This window comes from Apibacter sp. HY039 (assembly GCF_004023655.1).
Classification (GTDB): domain Bacteria; phylum Bacteroidota; class Bacteroidia; order Flavobacteriales; family Weeksellaceae; genus Apibacter; species Apibacter raozihei.
Genome location: NZ_SAYM01000002.1, coordinates 475078 through 500743, shown reverse-complemented (window position 1 = coordinate 500743; position 25666 = coordinate 475078). Strand labels below are relative to the sequence as shown.

Genomic DNA, 25666 nt, shown 5'->3' with positions numbered 1-25666 from the left:
CTTAGAAGCTATGTTTATGCTTCTTCTTTGCTTTCCATTCTTTGTTTGTAAGCTGCTCTGATGTGTTTTTGTCTCTTAGTGACAGAAGGTTTTGTGAATTGTTGTCTTTTTCTCAACTCTTTTACAACGCCTGTTTTGTCATATTTTCTTTTGTATTTTTTTAGAGCTTTATCTATAGACTCACCATCTTTTACTGGAATAATTAGCATAATAACATCTCTTTTTTATATTCTCAATTATTTTAGGGTGCAAATATAGATATATAATTCACATATACAAAATTTATTTAAAAATATGAATATTTTGTATCTGTATCCGGGTATTCATTCAATGTAATTTAGTATTATTTAAGGCTAAAAATCGAAAATCTTAATTTTTATAGTAAATTTGGACATTAAAAGTGAATTTTATCTAACAACATACATATGAAATCTCAGGAAGATATATTAAAAAAGGTAGTTGCTCATGCGAAAGAGTATGGATTTGTTTTTCCATCCAGTGAAATTTATGATGGACTTTCAGCAATTTATGATTATGGTCAGAATGGAGCGGAATTAAAAAATAATATAAAACAATACTGGTGGAAAGCAATGGTGCAACTCAATGAGAATATAGTAGGAATAGACTCAGCTATATTTATGCACCCTACAATTTGGAAAGCTTCCGGTCATGTTGATGCTTTTAATGATCCCTTAATTGATAATAAAGATAGTAAAAAGAGATTTCGTGCAGATGTTCTTGTCGAAGATTACGCAGAAAAATTTGAAGACAAGGCTAAAAAAGAAATCGAAAAAGCAAGAAAGCGTTTTGGAGAATCTTTTGATCAAAATCAGTTTGAAACAACTAATCCAAAAGTTTTAGAGTATAGAAAACAAAAAGCCGATATTTTACAACGACTGGCTAAGTCGCTGGAAACTAATTTGGCAGATACTAAAGCTTTGATAGAGGAATTAGGTATTTCTGATCCGGAAACAGGATCTAAAAATTGGACGGAAGTTCGACAATTTAATCTTATGTTTGGAACCAAATTAGGTTCTACGGCTGAGTCTGCAACGGATTTATATTTACGTCCTGAAACAGCACAGGGAATTTTTGTGAATTATTTGAATGTACAAAAAACCGGCAGGAAGAAATTACCTTTTGGTATTGCTCAAATTGGTAAAGCTTTCAGAAACGAAATTGTTGCCAGACAATTTATATTTAGAATGCGTGAATTTGAACAAATGGAAATGCAGTTTTTCGTTCCTCCGGGAACTGAGCTTTCTCATTTTGAAGAATGGAAAGAAAAACGATTAAAATGGCATTTGGCATTAGGTCTAGGGCAGGAAAGTTATCGTTTTCATGATCATGAAAAATTAGCTCATTATGCTAATGCAGCTACAGATATAGAATTTAAATTTCCGTTTGGTTTCAAAGAGCTTGAAGGAATTCATTCACGTACAGATTTTGATCTTTCAGCACATGAAAAATATTCGGGCAAAAAATTACAATATTTTGATCCGGAACTTAACAAAAACTATGTTCCTTTTGTGGTAGAAACATCCATAGGTCTTGACAGAATGTTCTTAGCCTTAATTTCAAGTTGCTTGAGAGATGAAGAGTTGGAAGACGGTTCCTCTAGAGTTGTTCTTTCATTGCCACCGGCATTAGCACCTATTAAGGTAGCCGTTTTTCCATTAATAAAAAAAGATGGTTTACCGGAATATGCTGAAAAAATATGTAACGATTTAAAATATGATTTTAATGTTATGTATGAAGATAAAGATGCTATTGGAAAAAGATATCGTCGACAAGATGCTATTGGTACTCCTTATTGCGTAACGATAGATCATGATACATTAAATGATCATAAGGTGACTATTCGAGATAGAGATACTATGGCTCAGGAAAGAGTTTCCGTTAATTCACTTCATAAAATAATCAGTGAAAAAGTTGATATGAAAACTCTTTTGAAAAAAATTTAATAAGAGTTTATTATAAAGTAAAAAAAGAAAGATTAAATTTTTAATCTTTCTTTTTTTTATTTTTAAAAATATGTTTTAATGTTTATATTTTACTAAAATAATGATTGATTTTAATGTAAAATTTAATTATTATTATAAACTAATATCTGCATTTTAGAGAGCATGGCTTCGTTATCACCATCATAGCCTTTGTAGATGGTAGGAATATAATTGATTGTAGAGCTTCCAACCCAAGACTTGTACTGAACTTTAAAATTATAAGTCCCGGAAGGAAGTGTTACGGATCTTAAAAAAGTTACGGGAACCGGCATATCTTTTAATCCAGCTACTCCTGTAATGTTAGAAACAAATTGACCTGCTTTAGAAGCAAATGCTGATGATATTTTTACATCATTTTGTAAAAGAGAAAAAATTCCTTGGGTTGTTCTGCTATTTATTTGTGTAGCAAAACCTAAAATAGTAAATAAGAAAGTTTGTGTTTTGCCGGGAGGTACAGTTAAAGTAATACTTAACCCCGGAACATCAGCTGTTTTACCTTCTGCTACTACAACAGAGCTGGTTCCTTGTATGTAATAGGCATTGCTTATGTTGCCAATAGCTAATACATTGCTTATTTTTTCCCAAGTAGGAGCGTTACCTTCTCCCTGTGAAGTTAGTATTTCACCAGCTGATCCCGGTGATCCTGCTGTGTCTGCACTTCCTCCGGTACTTAATTCATTTACAATTTGCAGTGATCCATTTACGTGTAGTGTTTTCAATGGAGTTGTAGTGTTGATCCCCACTTGAGAATAAGATAATACCGATAACAAGGTTATTGGTAAGAGTAAAAACTGTTTTTTCATAAGTTTTCGTAGTTAATTTGTGAAAAAATATTTAAATTAAATTGTAATACGAAAATAAAAAAAAAAAGATTTCGTTTTATGTAAATTTATTAGAATTTCATTAAAATAATTAATATTATATGTGTAAATGAAGTATAAAATCATTATTTATATTAATACATTAATATAAATTGATTATGGCTATATTATTGAAAGGAATTATTTTTTTATTTTTTTCATTAAATAATAATTTATATTAAGTTTTTAGATGTTTAAAAATCATGTTTTTTTCACAAAAAAAGATATTTAAAGAGTGATATTAGAAGCAATATTATAGATAGAATACTAATTAAAATTTAAGTATTTCGTAAATATTAATATTATTACTATCGGTTAGAAGATAATTGTGACTGTCAGATAAACGAAATTGAGCATTTGTATATTATTATATATGTAGATGTCAATAACAAAACTATAAATCTATTTTTTGTAAAATATATATTGATATGGCTAATTAATTTATAAAACTTTCTTTTGAATATCTAAAATATAAAGTTCTTCCTCAGAAATTTCTAATGTGGTGTTTTGCTTTTTTAGGAAAGTATTGTCGGGATTGGACAACATTCTAGAAATTGAAAGTTGTAACTTTACGTATATTATAAATGTAGATTGTGAAAAAAGAAGCTACAAAAAAAATATATAAAGAAAAAGTCAATATAGTTTTGGATTATATTAACGCAAACTTGCATTCTTCGTTGAGTTTAGAGGTATTATCAAATTTAGTTCATGTTTCCACAAGGCATCTGCTTCGCATTATGCAGCAAGAGTTAAAAGAGTCTGTTTTAACTTACATAGTAAGACAGCGTGTTGAAAGAGCCGTCTTATATATGCAGATCGAAGATTTGAGCCTTACCTGTTTAGCTGAAATGGTTGGTTATGATAATCCTCAATCTTTTTCAAAAGCTTTCAAAATTCATTTAGGTATTTCGCCTAGAAAATTTGTCAATCAGTTAAAATTAAAAATAAACAACAATATAGAAAATGCAAATGAAAATATACGATTCCCAGAATCCTGTATTGTGGTTGAAGAAGATTTAAATTTAGTGTATCTTCGGATAATAGGTAAGTATGGAGAGCCGGACACTTATAATTATTCCTGGAATAAATTGCTTTGCTATCTAAATGAAAATAACTTACTAACAGAAACCACCCGATTTTTTGGAATTAGTTTTAATGATCCTAATGTAACCTCACATGATAATTGCTTTTTTTATGCATGTGCATCAATTGATAAAGAAATGAACCCTCATGCTGAATTCGGAAAACTCCAAGTTAAGGGAGGGGCGTATGCGGTTTATACGTTGAAAGGTGATTATTGTGGACTTCAGGAGTATTATGATCTCATATCAGCAGATAGAACTTATAAGTTACGATTCGGTATATCTTTCGAAGAATATGTCGATTATTATGAAAATGTAGATGAAAGAATTACTAAAATATATATTCCTATAGTAATATAACCCATTAAAATTAATAATATGGCAAGACCAACCACAAAAGAACAATTAATAGAATTAGGAGAGGGAAATTTTACAAAACTATTTCTACTCATAAATTCATTGTCAGAAGAAGAACAAGAACAATCATTTTTTTTTGAAGACAGAGACAAAAACATTCGAGATATTCTCATTCATTTATATGAATGGCACCAATTACTCTTAAACTGGATAGTTTCTAATCAGTCAGGAAATAAAAGTAATTTTTTACCAAAACCATATAATTGGAAAACTTATCCACAAATGAATTTAGTTTTATGGGAGAAACATCAGAAAACTCCTTATCAGGAGTCTGTTCGTCTGGTGGAAAAAAGCCATTCGGAAGTAATTGCGCTTGTTAAAAGCTTTACAAATGAACAATTATTTACTAATCAATATTTTTCATGGACAGGAACCACTAGCTTAGGCAGTTATTGTGTATCGGCAACGTCCAGTCATTATGATTGGGCTATGAAAAAAATTAAGAAGCAAATTAAATGCATTAAACAAAAAAGTAATTTATAAAGGTATTTCAGATTTTTGATTATTTAGATTGAGCACGGGCTGTACGTAAACATAGAAAGATTAGTATATTTACTGATCTAAATAAGAAATGTGCTTTTGCAGGAAATTTAAAAATTATATAATCTGTTACCTAAAATAATGAAAGAATCTTTATTTACCTATCAAATCACTGCTGATGATTATTTGACTCATCAACTTTTCAGTGCTTCCATCAATTCATTTGTAAAAAAACAACGAAGAAGAGGATTAATCTTATGGACTTCTACTTTTTTTATTATGGCCTTGTTTTTTTATGTTCAAAAAAACACCTATCTGGCTATTTATTTTAGTTTATTCGGGTTAGGATTTATCTTTATATATCCTATCTATTCGCGTTGGATTTACAAAAGATACTATAAAAGATTGGTAAATAAAAATTTTAATCAATCAAACATAGAAAATTTAAGCCTTACTATTGGTTCAGATTTGACCATCACCAGTGGTAAAGATTCAGGGAAAATTGAAATTTCAGATATTGAAACTATTTATGAATTACCTACTCATGTTTTTATCAAGCTAAACGGAGGTAGAAATATTATTGTTCCTAAACGGAATTTAATAAACTCTGAGGAGCTAACAGAACGAATTTATGAAATAGCTCAAGAAAATTCAATTGAAATTTTGAAATTTCCCCGATGGAAATGGAGGTAATACATTGATTTTACAGTGCAATCTAGACCTTCAGCTATTTATTAAATTCTACTAAAATATGACGATAAAAATTACTCTGATATATAAAATGAAAATTCTTTATTATCTGGGTTCAATTTTATATATTTGAAATATACAATACAAATTAAACCATGAATAATTTTGATGTAACCATAATAGGTTCAGGTCCCGGAGGATATGTTGCTGCAATACGTTGTGCGCAATTGGGATTTAAAACTGCTTTAATTGAAAAATATTCAACTTTAGGAGGCACCTGCCTGAATGTAGGCTGCATACCTTCAAAAGCTTTGTTGGATTCTTCTGAGCATTTTCATAATGCACTTCATAATTTCGAAAATTTCGGAATACAAATAGATACTCCTAAAGTAGATTTAGGAAGAATGATTCAAAGAAAAAATGAGGTAGTTGAACAAACAACCAAAGGAATTAATTTCCTTATGGATAAAAATAAAATTTCAGTTTTTCAGGGAGTAGGAACTTTTATATCTGCCACACGGCTGGCTGTTAAAAAAGAAGATGGTAGCAGTGAAGAGTTAGAATCTAAGTATTTTATTATAGCAACGGGTTCCAAACCTGTTAACTTACCTTTTGCGCCCGTAGATAAAGAGCGGATTATTACTTCTACGGAAGCTTTAAACCTTAAAGAAATACCTAAGCATCTGTTAGTCATAGGTGGGGGAGTTATAGGTTTAGAGTTAGGATCTGTTTACAAACGATTAGGGGCAGAAGTTACTGTTATTGAGTTTTTAGACAGGCTGATTCCGACTATGGACGGAGCCTTGTCCAAAGAGTTGCAAAAAGTATTAAAAAAACAGGGAATGAAATTCTCACTTTCCACTAAAGTAACGGATGTAGTTCGTGAAGGAGAAAAAGTGAGTGTGCAGGCAGTGGATAAAAATGGGAAAGAGGTGACTTTTGAAGGAGATTATTGTCTGGTGGCAGTAGGAAGAAAACCATATACCGAAGGTTTAGGATTGGATAATGTAGGGATAGAGATGGATGAGCGGGGACGTGTAAAAGTAAACTCCCATTTGCAGACTAATATACCGAATATTTATGCCATAGGAGATGTTGTTCAGGGAGCTATGTTGGCTCATAAAGCTGAAGAGGAAGGCGTTTTAGTGGCAGAACAGCTGGCGGGTCAAAAACCGCATATTGATTATAACCTGATACCCGGAGTGGTGTATACCTGGCCAGAAGTTGCCGGTGTAGGTAAAACCGAAGAGCAGTTGGTAGAAGAAGGGCGTAAGTACAAAACCGGACAATTTCCGATGCGTGCTTTAGGGCGTGCTCGTGCTAGTGGAGATATTGACGGATTTGTAAAAATTCTGGCAGATGAAACTACCGATGAAGTCTTAGGAATGCATATCATATCTGCCCGTGCAGCAGATTTAATTGCTGATGCAGTGACTTTATTAGAGTATCGTGCTTCTGCTGAAGATATTACCCGCATGAGCCATGCACATCCTACCTATGCCGAAGCTATTAAAGAAGCTGCTTTAGATGCTACCGGTAAAAGGGCTATTCATTTTTAACAAAAAATTATAATCTGTTATAATAAAAAAACACTTTCCCAATTAGGAAAGTGTTTTTTATTTAAAAATGGAATTATTTTACTATTTTAGAATTAATTGCAGATGCAATTAATTGACTATTTTCATCCTTTCTTTTCAATAATGTTATCACTAAGTTTTTTATATCATTTTTATGCTTTATTCCTGTTAAATTAAGAATGTTTGACTTAGGAATTAAAGCATTTTTTAAATTGAATACTCGTAATGAGCCATCATAGTCATTGTTTGTTATAATTTGCTGAAACTCTTGGTTGATGTTGTTAAATAATGCTTGTTTGTCAATAGCAGAATATGCATTATCAATTTCAGTAACAGCACTAGTTATTTCATTAGATGTAAAGTTGCTTAATCTTGTAAATTCTTTAACAATAGATTCTTTAAAATGTAGTAAAACCTGGGAGTCACATTGTTCTTTGAAAAAATCAAGAATATTTTGTCTGACGTTATCAAAAATTTCTTCTTCATTCTTTCCCATATGATTAGCAATAGCTTTAACGATAGGTTCTATAAGCAATAAATTTTCAGCTTCTGCAACATCAAGAACCCAAATACCATTAGTATTTAATTTTGTAATATCTGTTGACTGTCTTCTATCTCGGTCTATAATACCAAAAGACTCTATATGATGAAAATTTTTTTGTTCTTGAAATGATTTTACAATATGGATAACCTTTTCACAGCTACCTACAGGCTTTAGCGTATAATCAGGGAAAACTTGTTCGTACAATTCATAATCAATACTACTATTTTCACCCTCAATAAAAAGTACAGGTTTCCGGCTTCCTAAAACTTCTAAGTAAAGTTGTTCAGGAATAGGTGATTCTTCATCAAGAATTTCATAATCCCAGTGATTATTTCCTTCATAAGATTTCATCCATATTTTTTTAGCATTTTGGCGGGTGAATGCAAAATCGATATGATGAGTGAGGTAAATAAAAGAACAATCGGGTCTTTCATTTTCAACCAAATCAAAAAAGATTTTTATAAGAGATGAATGAATATGCATTTCAGGTTCATCAATAATTATAATGGAGTTGAGAGGGGCGCATATAACTTCACCGGCTAAATAAAAAAGAACTCTTTCTCCGTCACTCATTTCAGACGCATTGTATTTTTCCTGTTCATTTCCTGCCGGATAGGTTTCTATGGTTCCAGCCCGTTTTATGAGTTTTCTGTGTGGTAATACAGCCTCCCATAGTTTTTGTATCTTATCCAGTTTAGTTATAGGATTATTACTTCTTCCTTCTTTGTTATCTAACATAGTCTCGTATTCTTCGGTGTGAAGTAATACTAAAAGTTTTTCATAATCATTTAACAATGAGGTGTTAGTGTTACTATTCCATCTGTGATTAATTTTATGATTTGAAAAATCATTAGATATAGATTTATCATAATAATATCCGAATAAAAATTCATTTATAGCTTTTTCTTTTGATGTAGTATTTACTTGTTTAGGAAACGAAAGTGATTTTTGTGCAGAAATTCTATGGGTTTTCTTTAGGTTTTTTTGTTCTATGTATGAACCAAATCTGGTTTTTCCTGAGCCATTAGCACCAATTATAACTAGTTGTTTAAAATCTAAGTTAATTACTTCCTGGCTTCCTTTTTTTGGAGGGAGCTCTATATTCATAAGGTTTAATTATTAAGATTATTTATATCTCAAATATAGAGATTTACGTAAAATTAGATAAAATTATTTATGAAATTTATTAACAGAAGAAACTAGGTTAATGAAAAATAAATGTTTGAGCCGAAAGGCAAGTTTTTATTTTTCTTGAACTTTTGATTCTTTTGTTTCAAGACAAAAGAATGATAGAATTATTTATGTTTTTTTTTTAATTAAAAAAAATTGTTAATAAGTTCAAGAATGAAATATAATATAGGTTGCAGCGGTAAGAAATACAGATAACGGATGATTTTATTTAAACTTTTAAAATGAAACTTTTATTATGATTTTGATAATAAATGAATCAAAAATATTTTTTTATAAAGCTCCGTTATTACTTAGGGATTAAATTTATCGTTAATGAGAACAAAACTTTTTTTGTATTTATACGCTTTTGTCTTGATACAAAAGCGCGAAAAAATCAAGGTTTTGTATAGATTAGCATAGAAATTATCACCTCAAAGCTAAAAGATTTAAACTCGCTAAAGCTCAAACAGTAAATCTTTTTTAACGCTTTGATTCTTTAATTTCCTAACGCATCCATACAAGACCATAGTTATAGGAGGTGCACTATTGTAGGAATTTTATACTAATAAGAGGATAATTGTAAACTCTTTATTTACTCAAAAACTTTTCCAGCAATGCATCTTTCTCTTTCAACATACGCTCATACAAAGCTTCCTTTTCATTGTACAGTTCCACAATTTTATCTATAGCATTGAACGTACAATTATAATTATAAGAGAAAGGAGCACCATTATTATTAGTTACAGTATCATTAAAAGTATTAATATAATTAATGGTTGTATCATCACTCATATTTTTAATAGCCTCTACCGGAACATTTAGCGTTTTAGCAACTTTTTCTAATATAGAATCTGCAATAACTTCTTTTTGTTCCATATCAGAAACTGATTGTTGAGTAACATCTAAATCAATAGCAATAGTTTCCTGTTTTATTCCCAACATTTCACGCAAACGCTTAATATTTCTTCCATGATGTGCCTTTTTTGGAGCGGTATCGGTATTCATAATATAGATAATATTTTAATGCATTACAAAAGTAACAAAAATACAGATAAAAACGTCACATTTGTAAAATACAAAGTTTTCATTTGTTATTATAAAGAAGTAATTGTATAATACAACATTTGTAGTTTTTAAATTTGGGGATAAGTTAAAAGCAAATGAGTATAGAAAAAGAAAAAAGTAAGGAAAAAATTGCAGAATATTTAATTAGCTTACCTTTGCCAGTTCAAATGGAAAGCTATCAGAAGTTGGGGTATACATTACAGTCTATACTAAAAATACTTAGAACCTTACTACTGACAGAGATAGAAACTCCAGAGCTTGTAGAGCATAGTAAATGGGACATTTATAACTTACTGGACCTGGCCGAAGGGTTGCTTCCGGAAGAAGAGTTGGAAATATTGGATCAATTAAAAACTAAAATTTAACAATGCCTATAAGGGAAATCTGGATTTAAAGAAGGCAGAACTAGTTTTACTAATTCTGCCCTTTAGTTTTTATTGAAAAATATTTTTATTTATTTTTATAAAAGTCATAGACCGCTTTAGAAATATCGGCTATAATGCGAGCATTGGTTTTATCACTTTCCATAGAGTTCATTACAAAAACAGCAATAGAATATTGTTTACCATTGGGCAGAACTACAAACCCTATATCGTTGTCTGCTACTTTAAGACCTTCTTTGCTACGAGCAGAACTTCCGGTTTTATGACCTATTTTAGTAGTTGCCGGCAGCAAAGCCTTCAGTTTATCCGGGCCTGTGGTTGTTTGCACCATAGCATTCACCAAAAAATCGCGGGTATCTTTAGATACCAAATCATCTTTCAGGAAAACTTCTAAAAGACGTGCCGCAGCTAATGGAGTTGTCCAGTTCAGATATTGGTTATTAAAATCATCACTCATTTCTGCCTCGGTAGCTGTAATGGCAAAATCTTTAATTCCCAGTGTACGGATATATAGATCGGTCATCCGCGTACCGCTCATATAATGAAATAACGCATTAGACGTGTTATTATCACTTTTTGCTACAGTGTATTTAACTAATTCACCAATAGAGATCGAAAAATTTCCTTCCGGACGTTCGTCCCTAAGCGGACTATACGTATTTGGGCGTAAATCTGATTTTTTCAGAAACAAGGGTGTTTCTAAAGGTAATAGGTTTTTGTCCATATAGTCCAATACAGCCAACGACTGATGGAATTTAAAAACACTCATGGTAGGGTAGTGGTAGTTATTATTTACCGTGAGTGTATCTCTCCCGTCATAAATGACGGCTACACCTACGGTAGCTTTTTTATTTTTAATTATGGAATTAATTGTTTTTTCCAGAGGTTTTTGGCAGAAAGCAAAAGAGCCTAGCAGGAACACATAAAATAAAATAAAAGATGTTTTCATTTTTAAAGTTTTTTAGTTGATTCTATCGTTAAAGTTAAATTGATTTTTCGTAACAGTAAAAAATTCCTTTTCGGAACTTCACTTCACCTCTTTTTATATAATTTTTTCTTTCGTATAAATGCAGGGCCGCAGGATTTTTTGAAAAAGCATCCAGCCGGATAGAGTGGTATCCATGAATACTTGCATACTTTTCGGCAAAATCAACTAACTTTTTACCTATTCCTTTTCCCTGACTGGCTGCATCTATCATCAACCGGTGAATAATCAAAGCTTTTTCATTGACCATCCAATTTATAGTTGAATATTCCTGATCATATTCTTCATTTAAAACCGTATATGCAGATAATTTTTCATTATCCCAATAGCCATATGCCTGCTGCTTTGTCAAATCTTTTTCAATAATATCCCGGCCGGGGTAAACTTCATCCCATTGTTCAATACCCAACTCTCTCATTCGTTTTATCACTCCTTCTACAAGGAGCATCACGGCATCAAGGTGGTGTATGTGTAATGGTTCAATCATTTTCTATTGATTTATAAAAGCAAAAATTCCGCTGGCAGGAAGTGTTTCCTGTTCACCGGTAGTAATATTTTTCAGAGTTACAGACTCAGACGCTATTTCACTTTCTCCATAAAAAGCTACAAACTGTATTCCGTTTTTTTCTGCATACGTGAACTGCTTTTGAATTTTAGCTTTGTCAGGATACAAATCGCAGGCAATATTTTGATTTCGTAATTTTTGAATAAGCTTTAAAGCTTCCAGGCTTTCCTGGTCCCCAAAATTAAAAAACAGAATTTGCTTGTTTACCTGAGTAGATTCCGGAAAGAGATTTAGTTCTTCCATCACCAGATAAATGCGGTCAAGTCCAAAAGAAATTCCAACACCCGACACACCCTTTACTCCAAATATTTCTGTAAGGTTATCGTATCTGCCTCCACCTCCTATGGAACCAATAGATACATTTTTAGCCTTAATTTCATATATAGTACCGGTATAATAATCTAGACCGCGTGCAAGAGTAAGGTTAAAAACAGGTTCAGCTGATTGTAAACCTACAGAAGTAGCGGAACTAAATATAAATTCCATTTCCTTGATACCTTCCTGACCTATTTCTACATCTTGGAGTATATCTTTTAGCTTAGCTATTTTTTCTTCAAAACTTCCGGAAAGTTCAATGATGGGAACCAATTTTTGAATTGAGTCCTGAGAAATACCTTTAGCTGCCATTTCTTCCAGAACTTTATCTAAACCAATTTTGTCCAGCTTATCCAAAGCTACGGTGAAATCAATCAGTTGGTTTTCAATTTCTGCATACTCGGCAATAGCTGCCAGTAATTTACGGTTATTCAGGTGTATTTCAACCGGTATATTCAGGCTTGTAAATGCAGCATCGTAAAGCAATACAAAGCTTACCTCGTACCACAGGCTGGTAGATCCTACCACATCGGCATCGCACTGAAAAAATTCACGATATCTTCCCTTCTGAGGTCTGTCAGCTCTCCAAACGGGTTGTATCTGATATCGTTTATAAGGAAAAGCCAGCTGACCATGATTCATAGCTACAAATCTGGCAAAAGGTACGGTAAGATCATACCGTAGGGCTTTCTCAGCAATTATTCCCGTTAAATTTTTTGAATTCCATTGTTCAATATCCGGACTCTTCTTCCTGGCATCTCCCAAAAAATCGCCGCTGTTTAGGATTTTAAATATAAGTCGATCTCCTTCTTCTCCATATTTTCCGGTAAGAGTATCTAAGTTTTCGAAAGAAGGGGTTTCTAAAGGAAGAAATCCAAATTTTTCAAAATTAGATTGTAGCCGGGAAATGATATATCTTCTTTTCTGTATTTCTTTTGAAGTAAAATCGCGGGTTCCTTTAGGAATTCCAGGTTTCATAGCTTATTGTATTATAGTTATATTGTTAAGCAAATTTATAGAATAGTTTTGACTTTTACACAGCCCTTAGCTTCTCTTTTTGTATAAGTTAATTTATAATAAAAGAGTATTTAAATGATTATATTTATTTTCTGAAATAAAATCTATTATCTGAAAGGAGCTGTTAAAGGAATTTCAGCATCCGGTTCATGTGTTATTCTATTTCTGATGTCTCTTCGGCAAATTTCAATGATCCATGTCCAGAACATATGTCCGAAAAGTTCGGAAAAATGCTCTTCAAAAGGTTGATCCCAAGGAGCAGGAACTGTTCCCATCAAAGGCATCAGAATTACATGGAAAACTATATAAATAACTAATCCATAAGCTGTTCCTTGCCATAATTTTATTTTAGGTTTATATTCGGCTATAACACAATAGAGAATAGCAAAAAAAATAGCAAATGAAAAATGGACGATAAAGCTCATAATAGGGCGTGGATTGCCATTGAAATAATATACCAGATGAGACATATCGTAAGACATTCCCAATTGTTCCAGGAGTTGTTGAGGAGGATTGGTTAAGTCTCTTTCAGGTGTGCGGGGTGGAAAAGGTATTTCCCATCCAAACTTTACAATAGCAGATATTATTCCGGTAATGATACCTAACCAAACAGCTAGTTTTACCTTTCTTCTGGATAAAGGAGTTGATATTGAATTCATATTAAAGGTTTAAGGGTTAAAAATTGTATAACAAAAGTAAGTGTTTCGTATGATAATTATTTAATGGTAAACTATTTATTTTACATGATTTTTGTATTTTACCGGATAAAATAAAATTTATTAATAAAGTAATAAGTAAGAATTGATACGAGTTGATTCAGAAATATATTAAATTTAGTAAATTCGCCAAGTAAAAAAAACATCTGAATGCATATCCCTGATATTCCCAGTTATTACGCGCTAAAATCGATTCACATAATTTTCATGGTTAGTTATTTCGCAGGTATATTTTATCTCATACGTCTTTTTGTATACTATATAGATGCAAAAGATAAGTCTGAGCCTGAAAGGGGAATACTACAAAAACAATATATATATATGATATCTCGTTTATGGGATATTATAACGGTTCCGGCAGGAATAATTATGCTGGTCACGGGTGCTTTTATGATGATAAATACTAAGGGCGATATCAGTTTTTATATTCTACGGCAACCGTGGTTTCATGTAAAATTGGTATTTGTAGCAGCTTTAGGATTTTATCATTACTGGAGCTGGAAAAGCATCAGAGATATTAAAAAGGGTGCATTCAAAACCTCTTCGGTACGATTGCGTATGATGAATGAAGTAGCAACAATAATTTTATTTGCTGTTATTTTTATTGTCATATTCAAAGAATATTTTATGGGAATGTGGCTAAGCCTTTTGATAAGTTTTGTGGCCTTGGTTTTTGTCATAATGATGGTTGTGAAAGTAGTTAACAGAAAAAAGAAGAAATAAAAAATGCTATCAATCTTTAAAAAAGAATTAGGAGTATATTTCGGAAGTATAGGGGCTTATGTAGTAGCTATAGCGTTTGTTCTGATTTGTTCTCTTTTTTTATGGTTTTTTGACAATAATTTTAATGTTTTTAATATAGGAACAGCTTCCTTAAACAGTTTTTTTGTTCTTGCTCCTTGGATATTAATGTTTCTGATCCCTGCACTTACCATGAGAAGTATTGCTGAAGAAGAGCAAAACGGAACACTGGTGTGGTTGTTTTCACAGCCTCTGTCTATCCGCTCGATCGTGTTGGGTAAATATGCTGCTATTCTGGTTTTAGTTATATTTTCATTACTACCTACCTTGGTGTATATTTATACACTTTATCATATCAGCTTGCCACTGGGAAATCTTGATACAGGAACTATTTTAAGCGGTTACATCGGGCTGCTGTTTTTATCATTGGTTTTTACTTCGATTGGTTTATTTGCATCTTCTTTAGTTAAAAATCAGGTTTTAGCTTTTGTGGTAGGGGTATTTTGTTGTTTTTTCTGCTTTTTCGGACTTGAAAATCTGGCATCTTATAATCTGATGGGAAATTTTGATTACGTTTTGCAGAAAATCGGTTTTTACCAGCATTATATGAGTTTTACCAAAGGAATTGTAGATACAAGGGATTTAGGATATTTCCTTTTTGTTACAACCTTATTTCTGTTATTATCTGTTCAACTTATTAAAAGAAAGAAATAATGGCTTTTATTAGAAAGAATTCAGGGTGGATAATTATTCTTTTATTGGGGCTTATTATGGCTTCAGGAATTGTTTACGATCGACTCGATTTAACCTCTGACAAACGCTATACATTATCAGCAACTACTCAGACGGTTTTAGACAGGATTGATGAACCTATGGAGGTAGATATTTATTTGGAAGGTGATTTTCCTGCCAATTTTAAGCAGCTGCAATCGGAAACGTTGAGTTTGCTGGATGAAATGAAACGCCTAAACTCTAATATTTCTTATAATCTTATAGATCCCCAGAAAGAAGGAATTTCACAGGATACTTTGTCTGCTATGGGAATCCAGAAATCTATGCTTAACGTTAACAAAGAAGGAGTTTCAACCCAAATATCAATTTATCCTTATGCAACGATAAAATATAAAGGATATGGTAGAACAGTTCCTTTAATTATTGAACAATCCGGTATTTCCGGTGAAGAGCAAATTGCCCGTTCGGTAGAAAACCTTGAATACGCTTTTATTGAAGCGATAGATAAAATATCTAAAAAGAGACTTAAATCAGTAGGTATTTTAGTTAACCAGAAAGAATTGAACCGTTTGGAAATGTATAGCTTTGCTAGTCGTATAATTCAAAGTTATAATTTTGGTCCGGTCTTTCCAAAAGATAGCCAGACGTTAAAGATTGAGGATTTACCTTCTATGAAACGTTATGATGCATTGGTGATAGCCAAACCAAGAAAAGCGTTTACAGAAGAAGAAAAAATTACTATCGATCAATATATAATGAGTGGAGGGAAAACTTTGTGGGCTATAGATCAGGTTAATGCTGAGATGGATACCTTGTTGAAATCTAGTAAAATATTGGCTTATCCTTATGATCTAAACCTTACGGATCTCTTATTTTCCTATGGAGTGCGTATAAATTCCGGGATGATTAAAGATTTACAAAGTCCAACCTATATAAATCTTCAAGTAGGAACAGTACAAGGAAATGCTCAAAATGCACGGGTACCGTGGGTATATTTTCCTTTAAGTTTTTCACTAAATAATAGTCCTATAACTAAAAATTTAAATCCGGTAAGATTTGAGTTTCCGTCTCCAATTGATACATTAGATACACCAGGAGTAAAGAAAACTATTTTATATCAAAGTTCGCCATACACCAGTATTCAGGGAGTACCTTCCTATGTGTCTCTTGAAGAAGCCAAAGTATCTGCTATGGATAGCATGAACGTTGGATCTTACAATAAAGGTCCGCAAATTATGGCTGTATTAATGGAAGGAAAATTTTCATCATCGTATGCGGATAGAATAGAGTCTTCGAAAATTAAGGATTTTATTAAGGTTTCACCTAAAAATAAAATGATTGTTGTCTCCGATGGAGATATTGCAAGAAATCAGGTAATTAAAGGGCAACCTTTACCACTAGGGCTTGATTATTCTACAGGAATTACTTATGGTAATGAAGAGTTTTTAATCAATGCCCTGGATTATCTCCTGGATGATAGTGGATTAATGGCTCTGCGAAATCGTACCCTGCAAATGAGATTATTGGATAAACAGTCTATTGTAATGGAGCGCTCTTACTGGCAATGGTTAAATTTGTTACTGCCTGTAGGCTTTATTCTGATTCTAGGCATTGTTTGTATATGGATAAGAAAAAAGAAATTTAATTAGATACTTATTATGGCAGTCTTATACTTACTTCCAGCTTTCTTGGGAGAGAATTCACCTAAAAACATTTTTTCAGAACAAGAAATGAATTTACTTAAAGAATTAAAGCATTTTGCATCTGAAAATGAAAAAACAGCCAGAAGGTTTATTAAATTTTTATGTCCGGAAGTCATTCAAAGCGAACTATCGTTTTCCGTATTAAATAAACGAACTTCTCAACAGGAGATTGAATTGTTGGCAGAACCATTGAAAAAAGGAGAAAACATGGGGTTGATTTCTGAGGCCGGATTGCCATGCATTGCTGATCCGGGTAATTTACTTGTTTCCTGGTGTCATAGAAATGATATCCGGGTTTTTCCGGTAAATGGACCCTCATCTATTATTCTGGCTCTCATAGCCAGCGGACTCAATGGGCAGAGTTTTTCATTTCATGGATATCTTCCTATAGATTCACAGCAACGAAAAAAATCAGTTCAACATCTGGAATCTATCAGTAAAAATACCGGTTCTTCACAAATATTTATGGAAACTCCTTATCGAAACCAGTCATTATTTGATGATTTATTAAAATATTTGCACCCTCAAACTCAATTATGTGTAGCTACACATATAACTCTTCCAGATGAGACAATTTTAACGTTAAGTTGCAGGGAATGGAAAGCGAAAAAAATGGATTTTCATAAAAAACCAACCATTTTTATAATTCAAGCATAATTTTTTTTGGACACCAATTCCTTTATAACTAGTTATTAATACAGGAATATATTAAACGTACTATCGACACTATAAATTAATTTTATAAGTATTATTGGAATCTATCGGTAATTGATAGTAATTTTGTATCAGAGAAAAGGAGTTATTTAGTTAACTCAATTTCGAAAGCAAGTTAAATTACACACTTGTGTAATTTCTTTCTCATTTTTTTGTGGTTTTAGTTTGAGGTCGCTTATGCGACCTTTTTTATTTTCTAGAAACCTCTAAAGCGTAACCTGTAAATTTTTTGGATAATAAATGAGATATTTCATTTTTGAAATTACTTTTGCGTACTTTCTTTACTGGAATAAATCCATGTTCTTCACTAAGAATAAATATTTCTTGTGCTGATTGTGTCTGAAAAGGTGAAAGATTTTCTTCTTTATAAATATACTCGGTTTTTTCACGCAAAAAAGTAATAAAATTTTTCTTTAGAACTGAAAGATAAGCACCTTCCTGTGTAGAGTTAGAAACAATTAAATTGTCCTGGATAAGGAAGAGGTTTCCAAAGATAGAGCGTGCTATCCTTTTATCCTGATTGAGTAGTATTAATTCTTGAAGTTCATTTTCATAAGCATATTGCTCTGCTACAATATTTACAGGATGATAAATATAAAGTGCTGATAAAAGAGTTGGAAATATTTGTATTTCTTTATATACATCCAATTCTAAACCTTTTGTATTATAAAAATCTTTATAAGGTAAAAATTCAATAATTACATCCGGTGCATTTTCCGGAATTTGATTTCTGAATACAGTAAGTTTTATTCTTCCTTGTGATGTATGCAGATGGTCAGACAAAATCATTATTTCCTTTTCAAACATCTCCGGTGTAAAGGATAGTGGAATGTTTATCCTCATTTTTCTCATGGATGCCATAAGCTGAAAATAAACATCTTCCCAAAATAAAATTTTATTTTGAAAAAACCAGCAAAATCCATTTACAAAATCTCCCGTAAAAAAATTCTTTTGGGTATAATTGACAATTAAATCTTTCTCTTCTACGATAGAACCATTGAAGATAACTTTCATATTATTTATAATTGAATAATATATAAAATTTTATATTAATAGAATTCATGATCATCCGAATATAAATCCGGAGATTCGCAAAAAACGTATTTATGAACCTATAATCTTTTTAAGATCATCAATTAAATTGGTCCAATATAATTTGGAATGATCCAAATCATTTTCTTCTGCAAAATCGGTAATAACCAAAGCTACATCATTAGTAACATCATCAATATGAATAGCAAGCTCCCAAAAGTATTTTGTGCCTTCATCTTCTTCCCATCTAAAACGAACAAAAGATTCCTCCTTATATCTGATTAAACTGGCAATTTCCTGTTGGTCGCCCCAGATAAAGGTAAATTCATCTCCACGTTCAATAACATCATCTGCTAACCATTCGCCCATTCCTGAAGAAGTTCCTATATACTCAAAAAGAAGAGTAGTAGAACATTTCATGTCAAATTCTAACTGATACTTTACTTTATTCATGCTAATATTAATTTCAGGTCGCAATATATAAATTAGTTCTATATCTAAAAAATATTATGCAACTATTTATAAAGCTTACTGAAAAAATAATTCAGATATAAATTACTGATATTCAATATATTGAAAATATGTGTTAAAAAAAATGTAAAAAAATGCTAATATAAATCATATAAATTGCTGATTTTCAAAAAAAAAGAACTGTTTTATTTATTTTATTTAAAAAAACATCTATTTTTTAGAAAAAGTTGTGTTAAATTAAAATTTAGGTCTTACATTTGCACAAACAATAAAAAGTAAGCCTATTGAAATAATTCTACTCTATTTTAAAACTTAATACTGTAGAGTATGATGCATAAAACAGATTGTGAACTTGTTCACGATTATATTAAAGGAAAAGAAAGTGCGCTTGAGGCATTGTTGCATAGGCATAAAATCAGGGTATTTAATTATATAAACAGAAAAGTTAATAATCCTGAATTAGCTGAAGACTTATTTCAAGACGTCTTTATTAAAGTTATTCTTACTCTCAAAGAAGGTAAATATAACGAAGAAGGTAAATTTCTCCCTTGGGTTTTGCGAATTTCACATAATTTAATTGTTGATCATTTCAGAATATCCAATAAAGCTAAATTTGTTAATGAAACTAGTAGTCAAAATGAAGACTATAACGTTTTCGACTTTGTAAAGGTTTCTGAACATTCTATAGAGGATTTAATGATTAATGATCAAATAGTTTCAGATTTAAAGAAGCTTGTAGAAACTCTTCCTGAGGATCAAAGAGAAGTATTGGAGCTTCGCTTTTATAAAGGTTTGAGCTTTAAAGAAATTGCAGAAGAGACTAATGTAGGTATAAATACGGCATTAGGAAGAATGCGATATGCTATTATTAATCTCAGAAAAATTATAGAATTAAAAAATATTGCTTTTTTATAGAATTAAGCACAATAATTTTTAGAAGAGTAGCGTTCTTAAGCATAGACATTTAGATTAAAAATGACATTCTATGCAAAAAAAATCTATTAATTTTAATAAAGGAGGGGACGGCCCTTCTGATTATACCATAAAGCTTTTGCTTAACTTTTCCAAAAGTGTCAAAGTTATTGAACTTAAAAAGCTGAAAAAAATAATAATGCACTGTAATTGATACAGTGCATTTTTATTTTATATAAGTTAATTGTAATTTATTATTCTTCTTCTTCTTTGCTTTTTTTAAAGAAAAGTTTATAAAGCACCGGAACAGTAGTTATCAAAACCATGAGTAATACAATGGTTTCAATGTGTCGTTTTAGATCGAAATGGAAATTTTCTAAGAATATTTTGTATAAATAATGTCCTGCAAAAATTAATGAAAAAGACCAGGCTACAGAACCTATCACGTTGTATAAAAGATATTTTCCTTTACTCATTTGTACAATGCCGGCAACAATAGGAGCAAAGGTTCGTAATATTGGAAGAAAACGGGCAAGTATTATAGCACCGCCTCCATGTTTATCGTAAAAGTCTTTTGCCTGAAACAAATATTTTTTCTTAAAAAGAAAAGTATCTTTTCTTGTATATAAGTACGGACCACTTTTTCTTCCGAACCAATATCCAACTTCGTTTCCGATAATTCCCGCAAGAGCAACCATACTGGCAAGTAAAAAAACATTTAAAAAATCTGAATCAATAACTAAAATTTCCCGAAATAATTCCCGGCTATAGATACCTGATAGAAACAATAAACTATCGCCCGGTAAAAAAAATCCGGCAAAAAGTCCAGTTTCTGCAAATACTATAAATAAAACTAAATAGATCCCTCCTAATTTGATGTAAAATTCAGGATTAACTAATTGTCCCCAACTGAAATCACTCATGAATATTAATTAAAATTTATAGGACAAATATATTAATTATAAATGTAAGATCTGCTGATAATGCAGGTCTTATACTGTTAAAATATTTATAATATTTCTATGGTAAATGATACAGATTAACCGAAAAAATAATAAGCAATCAAAATAGCAGTAATTACACCTAAAAGCTCAGTCAGTAAACCGGCAGTTATTGCATACCTGATTCTTTTTATACCCACACTTCCAAAATACAAGGCTATAATATAAAATGTGGTATCTGCACTTCCCTGAAAAATGCAGGCAAGTCTTCCAGCAAACGAATCAGCTCCATAATTTTGCATGGTTTCAATCATAAGAGCTCGACTTCCGCTCCCGCTTAAAGGCTTCATAAGTGCAGTAGGCAGAGCAGGAATAAAATCAGTATTTATATCTAATAAATGGAAAAGATAGGCAATACCAGCAAGTATATAATCCATGATTCCGCTATTTCGTAATAGACTTATGGCAGCAAGCATTGCAATAAGATAAGAAATGATTTTTACGGCTACTCCAAACCCGTCTTTTGCCCCATCAATAAAACTGTCAAAAACATTAATTTTTTTGATGAAACCACCGGTTATAAAGATTGTAGGAATTAATAAAAGTAGAAGATTGCTCATTACTCTTGAAGATGTTCCTCTTTCAAAATTTATATATTCATTGTTTGTTTTAGTAATTATTTCCGGTGTGATTTTTTCGGAATCTATTTTTATTTCTTTTCGAAATGATTCCGGATACAATTCTTTGAATTGGTCGACAGTAATATTTTCATCATTACGCATCTGGGAATCAATCTTATCTGTATAAGAAATAGCATTTTCGGCATAAGATGCAGCAGAATTTTTCATGTAATATGAAAGTCCCAGAATCATCATTACAGAAATGCCTAGCCCGGCTATTACAGTAGGATTAATTAGATTTAATTTTTGTTTTATGCCTACAATAATAATTCCAAATAAAGTGGTACAAAAGGTTCCTATTATACAAGGAATGAATATATCGGTAGGATCCTGTGCTCCGTTCAAATATCTGTATAACATAATAGTTGCCGGAATAAGTGTCAGTCCGGAGGTATGCAGTACCAAAAACATTATTTGAGCATCTGTAGCTGTGTCTTTTTTCGGATTTAATGTTTGTAAACTATCCATAGCTTTAAGACCCAAAGGAGTAGCAGCATTGTCCAGCCCCAAAAGATTAGCACTGAAATTCATCATCATATTGCCAATGGCCGGATGATCTTTGGGAACTGAAGGAAACAATTTGGTAAAAAAGGGGCTGACAATTTTTGATAAAAAACGAATAGCTCCTGCGTTTTCTCCGATTTTCATAATTCCCAACCAGAATGTCATCATTCCTGCCAGAGGAAGGGCTATGTCCATTACAGCAACTTTGGTTGTATCAAACAGTCCATCAACCATATGTTTAAACACCACCGTATCACCTAAAAATATAAGTTTTATTAGTCCGACTATAAAAGACAAAATAATAAAGGCTATCCATATATAATTAAGTGTCATTTTGAAAGTGTTTTTTTGTTAATAAAAAAAGAAAAGCTTTATTTGCTTTTCTTATTATCTATTATTGATTGCTCATTAGCATATCAACGCAATTGTAAAGTGTATTTTTTAAATCTTTTCGATGTGAAATGATATCTATAAACCCTTTTTCAAGTAAAAATTCGGCTGATTGAAATCCTTCAGGCAAATCTCTTCCTATAGTTTCACGAATAACTCTGGGACCTGCAAATCCAATAAGAGCTCCCGGTTCTGCAATGATTAAATCTCCTGTTGAACCATAAGAGGCTGTAATTCCTCCAAATGAAGGATCCGTTAAAACAGAAATATATGGTAAGCTGGCTTGACCTAGTTGAGCAAGCTTGGCCTCAATTTTAGCTAATTGCATTAAGGATAGGCCTGCTTCCTGCATACGTGCACCTCCCGACTGGCATATAATTACGTAGGGTAATTTATGTTTTAGGCAGTAGTCAATAGCTCTTCTGACTTTTTCTCCTACAGCTGAACCTAATGAGCCGCCTATAAAACTGAAATCCATACAAGAAATATAAATTTCTCTACCATTAATTTTTCCTACTGCATTGCGAAGTGCATCTGTAAGCTTTGTTTTAGCCTGAGCTTCTTTTAATCGATCTTTATATGCTTTGGTATCTGTAAATTTTAGTGGATCTTTACTTTCAATTTTAGTATCTCTTTCAGTAAATTTTCCATCATCAAACAGAATTTCAAAATATTGCTTGCTTCCTATTCTTACGTGAAAATCATCTTCAGGACTTACGTAACAGTTGGCTTTTAATTGGTCTGTTTCTATTATTTTCCCGGAAGGAGTTTTGTACCATAGTCCTTTAGGTACATCCATCTTTTCACTGAATTCAGTATTGATGTTCTTTTTACTTCGAGTGAACCATCCCATAAATATGTCTTTTGATTTTTAGGGTGTAAATATAGCAAAAAATTAAATATTTATAATTTGACATTTTTGATATAAAGCTGTTTTAAAAAAATTATTGAGCCCTGCTGATTGAGTCAATAGTTACTTTATCTTTACATTTTGTAAATTTTAATTGTATCTTATCATAAGAAATAAGATAATCAGGACATGGCTTTGATTGAGCATGACTTTTTTTAAAATCAATTTTTCCTTTAACTAAAACCGTATCTGTAATATATGATTTAGATTTGTTTTCTATATTTAAAAAAGACAGACTAGCATCAGAAAAAGCTAATTTTTTTGTTTTTACTTCTGCTAAAACTCTGTCATTAGGTAAATATGACCAAGAAAAAAGTTTATCACCAAATACAAAGGTTATAAAAACAAGTCCAATTGAAAATCCAAATAAATATAGTTGCAAGCGTTTGGAAAACTTCATTTTAAACAATTAAAAGATTAATATCCTGATAAGGTAGCTGATACCAAGCTGCTATTTGTTGATTGGTAATACGCCCCTTATACATGTATATTCCACGGCAAATACCTCTGTTAAGAGAAAACATAGCTTCAAAACCTCCCTGATCAATAACATCAAGGAAATATCCTATGAAAAAATTGCTAAGAGCTTTGGAGGCAGTTCGGGCAACTTTTGAAGTTATATTGGGTACACAATAATGTAAAACTTCGTGTTTTATCATTATTTTTTCTGAATGAGTGCAAACTTCAGAGGTTTCAAATATTCCCCCATTATCTATACTGATATCAATTACAACTGCACCTGGCTTCATTTTTTGAACCATTCCTTCCGTTACAATGATAGGTGAACGCATTTCACCCCGTAAGCACCCAATAGCCACATCGCATCGAATTAACGCTTTGTTTAGTTCTTTGGGATCCAGGGTAGAAGTATATAAGCGTCTACCTAATAATTCCTGGAATCTTCGAAGACGGGTTAGAGAATTATCAAAAACTTTAACAGTTGCTCCCAGACCTAACGCTGAACGGGCTGCATTTTCACCTACTGTACCCGCTCCGATAATGACAACGTTGGTGGGGCGAACTCCTGTAATTCCTCCCATCAGTAAACCATTTCCTCCATTAGACGAAGAAAGCAATTCTGCTGCTACTAATATGGCACAGGTACCTGCGATTTCTCCAATAAGCCGCATGATGGATAAAGAATTGTGACGATCTCTTATATATTCAAAGCCTAAAGCAGTTATTTTTTTTGAGGATAACTTTTCAAAATACTCTTTGCATTGTGTATTTATTTGAACGGCAGATATAAGATAAGAGTTAATTTGCATCATATCTATCTGCTCCGCAGTCGGAGGTTCAACTTTAAGTATAATAGGATTTTTGAAGACTTCTTGAGCATTATAGGCTATTTGTGCACCAGCTTCTGAATATTGACTGTCTGAATAATGTGCACCCAGACCAGCACCGCTTTCAATGGTAATTTCTATTCCATTAGCAGTAAGAACAGAAACTGCATCAGGGGTAAGTGCAATTCGGTTTTCTTTAGATTGTTGTTCCTTAGGAATTCCGATTTTTACTTGCCCTCCTTTCTTTATGACTTCTATTCGTTCTTCCTTGGGAATAAGTTCCTCTTCAGAAAAAGGTGTGAAAATACCCATCTTACTTAAACGTTATATATCTGGTTTGATCTTTCAAATTTAGTAAAATTTCATGATGTTCAGGTAATTCAGATACAGATATTTCAGGCCATTCAATAAAGCAATAATTTCCGGAATCTATATACTCGTGAAAACCAATATTGATTAGTTCTTCGAAATCATTGATTCTATATAAATCAAAATGATAAATTTTACCTGACGGATAATGATATTCATTAACTATGGAATATGTGGGGCTGGAAATCTCATCATCACTCCCAAGATTTTTCCCTAAATACTTCACTAAAGAAGTTTTACCCGCTCCTAAATTACCGGAAAGTGTAAAAATTTTGTATTTGGCATTTTCTAAAATATAGCTGGCTACTCTTTCCAGATCTTCAAAGGACTGTATAGTAAATTCCATAAATATGCAGATTTTAAATATTATGAATTGAAAGACAAAAATATGTAAAAAAATATTTTATAACTT

Annotated in this window: 27 protein-coding genes; 11 read left to right on the top strand and 16 right to left on the bottom strand. The window is 31.8% G+C overall.

Translation table 11 applies throughout. The features are described 5' to 3' along the window. Positions 1 to 14: 14 nt before the first annotated feature. Positions 15 to 209, bottom strand: coding sequence for a 30S ribosomal protein S21 (rpsU, locus tag EQ921_RS06275; RefSeq protein WP_128148698.1), 195 nt, complete (start codon positions 207 to 209; stop codon positions 15 to 17). A gap of 216 nt (positions 210 to 425) precedes the next feature. Between rpsU and EQ921_RS06270 the strand changes: the two genes are divergently transcribed. Beyond that, positions 426 to 1964: a glycine--tRNA ligase gene (locus EQ921_RS06270; RefSeq protein WP_128331011.1), complete on the top strand. Its 1539-nt coding sequence runs from the start codon at positions 426 to 428 to the stop codon at positions 1962 to 1964. A gap of 122 nt (positions 1965 to 2086) precedes the next feature. Here the strand turns inward: EQ921_RS06270 and EQ921_RS06265 are convergent, their stop codons facing one another. After that, complete coding sequence (locus EQ921_RS06265) at positions 2087 to 2806, bottom strand: hypothetical protein (protein ID WP_128331010.1); 720 nt, start codon at positions 2804 to 2806, stop codon at positions 2087 to 2089. A gap of 650 nt (positions 2807 to 3456) precedes the next feature. On the opposite strand from EQ921_RS06265, the gene EQ921_RS06260 reads away from it, so the two are divergent. The 4 genes from EQ921_RS06260 to lpdA all read left to right on the top strand — a co-directional run bounded on the left by EQ921_RS06260 (position 3457) and on the right by lpdA (position 7091). Continuing rightward, complete coding sequence (locus EQ921_RS06260) at positions 3457 to 4305, top strand: GyrI-like domain-containing protein (protein ID WP_128331009.1); 849 nt, start codon at positions 3457 to 3459, stop codon at positions 4303 to 4305. Positions 4306 to 4323: 18 nt separating this feature from the next. Then, a complete protein-coding gene (locus EQ921_RS06255; protein WP_128331008.1) occupies positions 4324 to 4845 on the top strand; it encodes a ClbS/DfsB family four-helix bundle protein in 522 nt (173 codons plus the stop codon). Positions 4846 to 4983: 138 nt separating this feature from the next. Next, positions 4984 to 5535 carry a YcxB family protein gene (locus EQ921_RS06250; RefSeq protein WP_128331007.1) on the top strand — a complete coding sequence of 184 codons (552 nt, stop codon included), beginning with the start codon at positions 4984 to 4986 and terminating at the stop codon, positions 5533 to 5535. Positions 5536 to 5687: 152 nt separating this feature from the next. Then, positions 5688 to 7091 carry a dihydrolipoyl dehydrogenase gene (gene lpdA, locus EQ921_RS06245; RefSeq protein WP_128331006.1) on the top strand — a complete coding sequence of 468 codons (1404 nt, stop codon included), beginning with the start codon at positions 5688 to 5690 and terminating at the stop codon, positions 7089 to 7091. A gap of 73 nt (positions 7092 to 7164) precedes the next feature. Here lpdA and EQ921_RS06240 read toward each other — a convergent pair whose 3' ends face one another. Next, positions 7165 to 8760 carry a DUF4435 domain-containing protein gene (locus tag EQ921_RS06240; protein ID WP_128331005.1) on the bottom strand — a complete coding sequence of 532 codons (1596 nt, stop codon included), beginning with the start codon at positions 8758 to 8760 and terminating at the stop codon, positions 7165 to 7167. 651 nt (positions 8761 to 9411) lie between these two features. Next, positions 9412 to 9828 (bottom strand): helix-turn-helix domain-containing protein, encoded by a 417-nt coding sequence (locus EQ921_RS06235; protein ID WP_128331004.1) that lies wholly within the window; start codon positions 9826 to 9828, stop codon positions 9412 to 9414. A 155-nt stretch (positions 9829 to 9983) separates the two neighbouring features. Here EQ921_RS06235 and EQ921_RS06230 point away from each other — a divergent pair, with 155 nt between their 5' ends. Next, positions 9984 to 10253 carry a hypothetical protein gene (locus tag EQ921_RS06230; protein ID WP_128331003.1) on the top strand — a complete coding sequence of 90 codons (270 nt, stop codon included), beginning with the start codon at positions 9984 to 9986 and terminating at the stop codon, positions 10251 to 10253. An 85-nt stretch (positions 10254 to 10338) separates the two neighbouring features. Here EQ921_RS06230 and bla read toward each other — a convergent pair whose 3' ends face one another. The 4 genes from bla to EQ921_RS06210 all read right to left on the bottom strand — a co-directional run bounded on the left by bla (position 10339) and on the right by EQ921_RS06210 (position 13812). Continuing rightward, positions 10339 to 11220 carry a class A beta-lactamase, subclass A2 gene (bla, locus tag EQ921_RS06225; RefSeq protein WP_128331002.1) on the bottom strand — a complete coding sequence of 294 codons (882 nt, stop codon included), beginning with the start codon at positions 11218 to 11220 and terminating at the stop codon, positions 10339 to 10341. A 34-nt stretch (positions 11221 to 11254) separates the two neighbouring features. Beyond that, positions 11255 to 11743 (bottom strand): N-acetyltransferase, encoded by a 489-nt coding sequence (locus EQ921_RS06220; protein ID WP_128331001.1) that lies wholly within the window; start codon positions 11741 to 11743, stop codon positions 11255 to 11257. Between the two features lie 3 nt (positions 11744 to 11746). Beyond that, positions 11747 to 13114: a histidine--tRNA ligase gene (hisS, locus tag EQ921_RS06215; RefSeq protein ID WP_128331000.1), complete on the bottom strand. Its 1368-nt coding sequence runs from the start codon at positions 13112 to 13114 to the stop codon at positions 11747 to 11749. Between the two features lie 146 nt (positions 13115 to 13260). Beyond that, positions 13261 to 13812, bottom strand: a complete 552-nt coding sequence (locus EQ921_RS06210) for a YagU family protein (RefSeq protein ID WP_128148670.1) — start codon at positions 13810 to 13812, stop codon at positions 13261 to 13263. Positions 13813 to 14019: 207 nt separating this feature from the next. On the opposite strand from EQ921_RS06210, the gene EQ921_RS06205 reads away from it, so the two are divergent. The 4 genes from EQ921_RS06205 to EQ921_RS06190 are packed head-to-tail and all read left to right on the top strand — an operon-like array spanning position 14020 to position 17702. Next, entirely contained in the window at positions 14020 to 14592 is a 573-nt protein-coding gene (locus tag EQ921_RS06205; RefSeq protein ID WP_128148668.1) for a CopD family protein, read from the top strand. A 3-nt stretch (positions 14593 to 14595) separates the two neighbouring features. Next, positions 14596 to 15324, top strand: a complete 729-nt coding sequence (locus EQ921_RS06200) for an ABC transporter permease subunit (protein ID WP_128330999.1) — start codon at positions 14596 to 14598, stop codon at positions 15322 to 15324. Beyond that, positions 15324 to 16991 carry a gliding motility-associated ABC transporter substrate-binding protein GldG gene (gene gldG, locus EQ921_RS06195; RefSeq protein WP_128330998.1) on the top strand — a complete coding sequence of 556 codons (1668 nt, stop codon included), beginning with the start codon at positions 15324 to 15326 and terminating at the stop codon, positions 16989 to 16991. Before EQ921_RS06200 ends, gldG begins: the two co-directional genes overlap by 1 nt. A gap of 9 nt (positions 16992 to 17000) precedes the next feature. After that, complete coding sequence (locus EQ921_RS06190) at positions 17001 to 17702, top strand: SAM-dependent methyltransferase (protein WP_128330997.1); 702 nt, start codon at positions 17001 to 17003, stop codon at positions 17700 to 17702. Positions 17703 to 17948: 246 nt separating this feature from the next. On the opposite strand, the gene EQ921_RS06185 is transcribed toward EQ921_RS06190, so the two are convergent. Together EQ921_RS06185 and EQ921_RS06180 are read right to left on the bottom strand one after the other, a co-directional pair. Then, positions 17949 to 18773, bottom strand: a complete 825-nt coding sequence (locus EQ921_RS06185; RefSeq protein ID WP_128148660.1) for an aminotransferase class IV — start codon at positions 18771 to 18773, stop codon at positions 17949 to 17951. Between the two features lie 90 nt (positions 18774 to 18863). After that, positions 18864 to 19244 (bottom strand): START-like domain-containing protein, encoded by a 381-nt coding sequence (locus EQ921_RS06180; protein WP_128148658.1) that lies wholly within the window; start codon positions 19242 to 19244, stop codon positions 18864 to 18866. Positions 19245 to 19589: 345 nt separating this feature from the next. Here EQ921_RS06180 and EQ921_RS06175 point away from each other — a divergent pair, with 345 nt between their 5' ends. Then, entirely contained in the window at positions 19590 to 20177 is a 588-nt protein-coding gene (locus EQ921_RS06175; RefSeq protein ID WP_128330996.1) for a sigma-70 family RNA polymerase sigma factor, read from the top strand. A gap of 251 nt (positions 20178 to 20428) precedes the next feature. On the opposite strand, the gene EQ921_RS06170 is transcribed toward EQ921_RS06175, so the two are convergent. The 6 genes from EQ921_RS06170 to tsaE all read right to left on the bottom strand — a co-directional run bounded on the left by EQ921_RS06170 (position 20429) and on the right by tsaE (position 25600). Beyond that, entirely contained in the window at positions 20429 to 21097 is a 669-nt protein-coding gene (locus tag EQ921_RS06170) for a DedA family protein (protein WP_128330995.1), read from the bottom strand. A 116-nt stretch (positions 21098 to 21213) separates the two neighbouring features. Next, entirely contained in the window at positions 21214 to 22632 is a 1419-nt protein-coding gene (locus tag EQ921_RS14830; RefSeq protein WP_221410476.1) for a nucleoside recognition domain-containing protein, read from the bottom strand. A gap of 61 nt (positions 22633 to 22693) precedes the next feature. Next, positions 22694 to 23542 (bottom strand): acetyl-CoA carboxylase, carboxyltransferase subunit beta, encoded by an 849-nt coding sequence (gene accD, locus EQ921_RS06160; RefSeq protein ID WP_128330994.1) that lies wholly within the window; start codon positions 23540 to 23542, stop codon positions 22694 to 22696. Between the two features lie 91 nt (positions 23543 to 23633). Beyond that, the gene (locus EQ921_RS06155; RefSeq protein ID WP_128148650.1) at positions 23634 to 23999 is read right to left on the bottom strand and encodes a hypothetical protein; all 366 of its coding nucleotides are present in this window, start codon (positions 23997 to 23999) and stop codon (positions 23634 to 23636) included. 1 nt (position 24000) lies between these two features. Then, the gene (locus EQ921_RS06150; RefSeq protein ID WP_128148647.1) at positions 24001 to 25197 is read right to left on the bottom strand and encodes an alanine dehydrogenase; all 1197 of its coding nucleotides are present in this window, start codon (positions 25195 to 25197) and stop codon (positions 24001 to 24003) included. Position 25198: 1 nt separating this feature from the next. Beyond that, positions 25199 to 25600 (bottom strand): tRNA (adenosine(37)-N6)-threonylcarbamoyltransferase complex ATPase subunit type 1 TsaE, encoded by a 402-nt coding sequence (gene tsaE, locus EQ921_RS06145; RefSeq protein ID WP_128330993.1) that lies wholly within the window; start codon positions 25598 to 25600, stop codon positions 25199 to 25201. Positions 25601 to 25666: the final 66 nt, after the last annotated feature.

Excerpts from the sequence above, each read along its gene's own strand:
- rpsU (WP_128148698.1), bottom strand. The coding sequence starts at position 209 with ATGCTAATTATTCCAGTAAAAGATGGTGAGTCTATAGATAAAGCTCTA.
- EQ921_RS06270 (WP_128331011.1), top strand. The coding sequence starts at position 426 with ATGAAATCTCAGGAAGATATATTAAAAAAGGTAGTTGCTCATGCGAAA.
- EQ921_RS06265 (WP_128331010.1), bottom strand. The coding sequence starts at position 2,806 with ATGAAAAAACAGTTTTTACTCTTACCAATAACCTTGTTATCGGTATTA.
- EQ921_RS06255 (WP_128331008.1), top strand. The coding sequence starts at position 4,324 with ATGGCAAGACCAACCACAAAAGAACAATTAATAGAATTAGGAGAGGGA.
- EQ921_RS06250 (WP_128331007.1), top strand. The coding sequence starts at position 4,984 with ATGAAAGAATCTTTATTTACCTATCAAATCACTGCTGATGATTATTTG.
- lpdA (WP_128331006.1), top strand. The coding sequence starts at position 5,688 with ATGAATAATTTTGATGTAACCATAATAGGTTCAGGTCCCGGAGGATAT.
- EQ921_RS06240 (WP_128331005.1), bottom strand. The coding sequence starts at position 8,760 with ATGAATATAGAGCTCCCTCCAAAAAAAGGAAGCCAGGAAGTAATTAAC.
- EQ921_RS06235 (WP_128331004.1), bottom strand. The coding sequence starts at position 9,828 with ATGAATACCGATACCGCTCCAAAAAAGGCACATCATGGAAGAAATATT.
- EQ921_RS06230 (WP_128331003.1), top strand. The coding sequence starts at position 9,984 with ATGAGTATAGAAAAAGAAAAAAGTAAGGAAAAAATTGCAGAATATTTA.
- bla (WP_128331002.1), bottom strand. The coding sequence starts at position 11,220 with ATGAAAACATCTTTTATTTTATTTTATGTGTTCCTGCTAGGCTCTTTT.
- EQ921_RS06220 (WP_128331001.1), bottom strand. The coding sequence starts at position 11,743 with ATGATTGAACCATTACACATACACCACCTTGATGCCGTGATGCTCCTT.
- hisS (WP_128331000.1), bottom strand. The coding sequence starts at position 13,114 with ATGAAACCTGGAATTCCTAAAGGAACCCGCGATTTTACTTCAAAAGAA.
- EQ921_RS06210 (WP_128148670.1), bottom strand. The coding sequence starts at position 13,812 with ATGAATTCAATATCAACTCCTTTATCCAGAAGAAAGGTAAAACTAGCT.
- EQ921_RS06205 (WP_128148668.1), top strand. The coding sequence starts at position 14,020 with ATGCATATCCCTGATATTCCCAGTTATTACGCGCTAAAATCGATTCAC.
- EQ921_RS06200 (WP_128330999.1), top strand. The coding sequence starts at position 14,596 with ATGCTATCAATCTTTAAAAAAGAATTAGGAGTATATTTCGGAAGTATA.
- gldG (WP_128330998.1), top strand. The coding sequence starts at position 15,324 with ATGGCTTTTATTAGAAAGAATTCAGGGTGGATAATTATTCTTTTATTG.
- EQ921_RS06190 (WP_128330997.1), top strand. The coding sequence starts at position 17,001 with ATGGCAGTCTTATACTTACTTCCAGCTTTCTTGGGAGAGAATTCACCT.
- EQ921_RS06185 (WP_128148660.1), bottom strand. The coding sequence starts at position 18,773 with ATGAAAGTTATCTTCAATGGTTCTATCGTAGAAGAGAAAGATTTAATT.
- EQ921_RS06180 (WP_128148658.1), bottom strand. The coding sequence starts at position 19,244 with ATGAATAAAGTAAAGTATCAGTTAGAATTTGACATGAAATGTTCTACT.
- EQ921_RS06175 (WP_128330996.1), top strand. The coding sequence starts at position 19,590 with ATGATGCATAAAACAGATTGTGAACTTGTTCACGATTATATTAAAGGA.
- EQ921_RS06170 (WP_128330995.1), bottom strand. The coding sequence starts at position 21,097 with ATGAGTGATTTCAGTTGGGGACAATTAGTTAATCCTGAATTTTACATC.
- EQ921_RS14830 (WP_221410476.1), bottom strand. The coding sequence starts at position 22,632 with ATGACACTTAATTATATATGGATAGCCTTTATTATTTTGTCTTTTATA.
- accD (WP_128330994.1), bottom strand. The coding sequence starts at position 23,542 with ATGGGATGGTTCACTCGAAGTAAAAAGAACATCAATACTGAATTCAGT.
- EQ921_RS06155 (WP_128148650.1), bottom strand. The coding sequence starts at position 23,999 with ATGAAGTTTTCCAAACGCTTGCAACTATATTTATTTGGATTTTCAATT.
- EQ921_RS06150 (WP_128148647.1), bottom strand. The coding sequence starts at position 25,197 with ATGGGTATTTTCACACCTTTTTCTGAAGAGGAACTTATTCCCAAGGAA.
- tsaE (WP_128330993.1), bottom strand. The coding sequence starts at position 25,600 with ATGGAATTTACTATACAGTCCTTTGAAGATCTGGAAAGAGTAGCCAGC.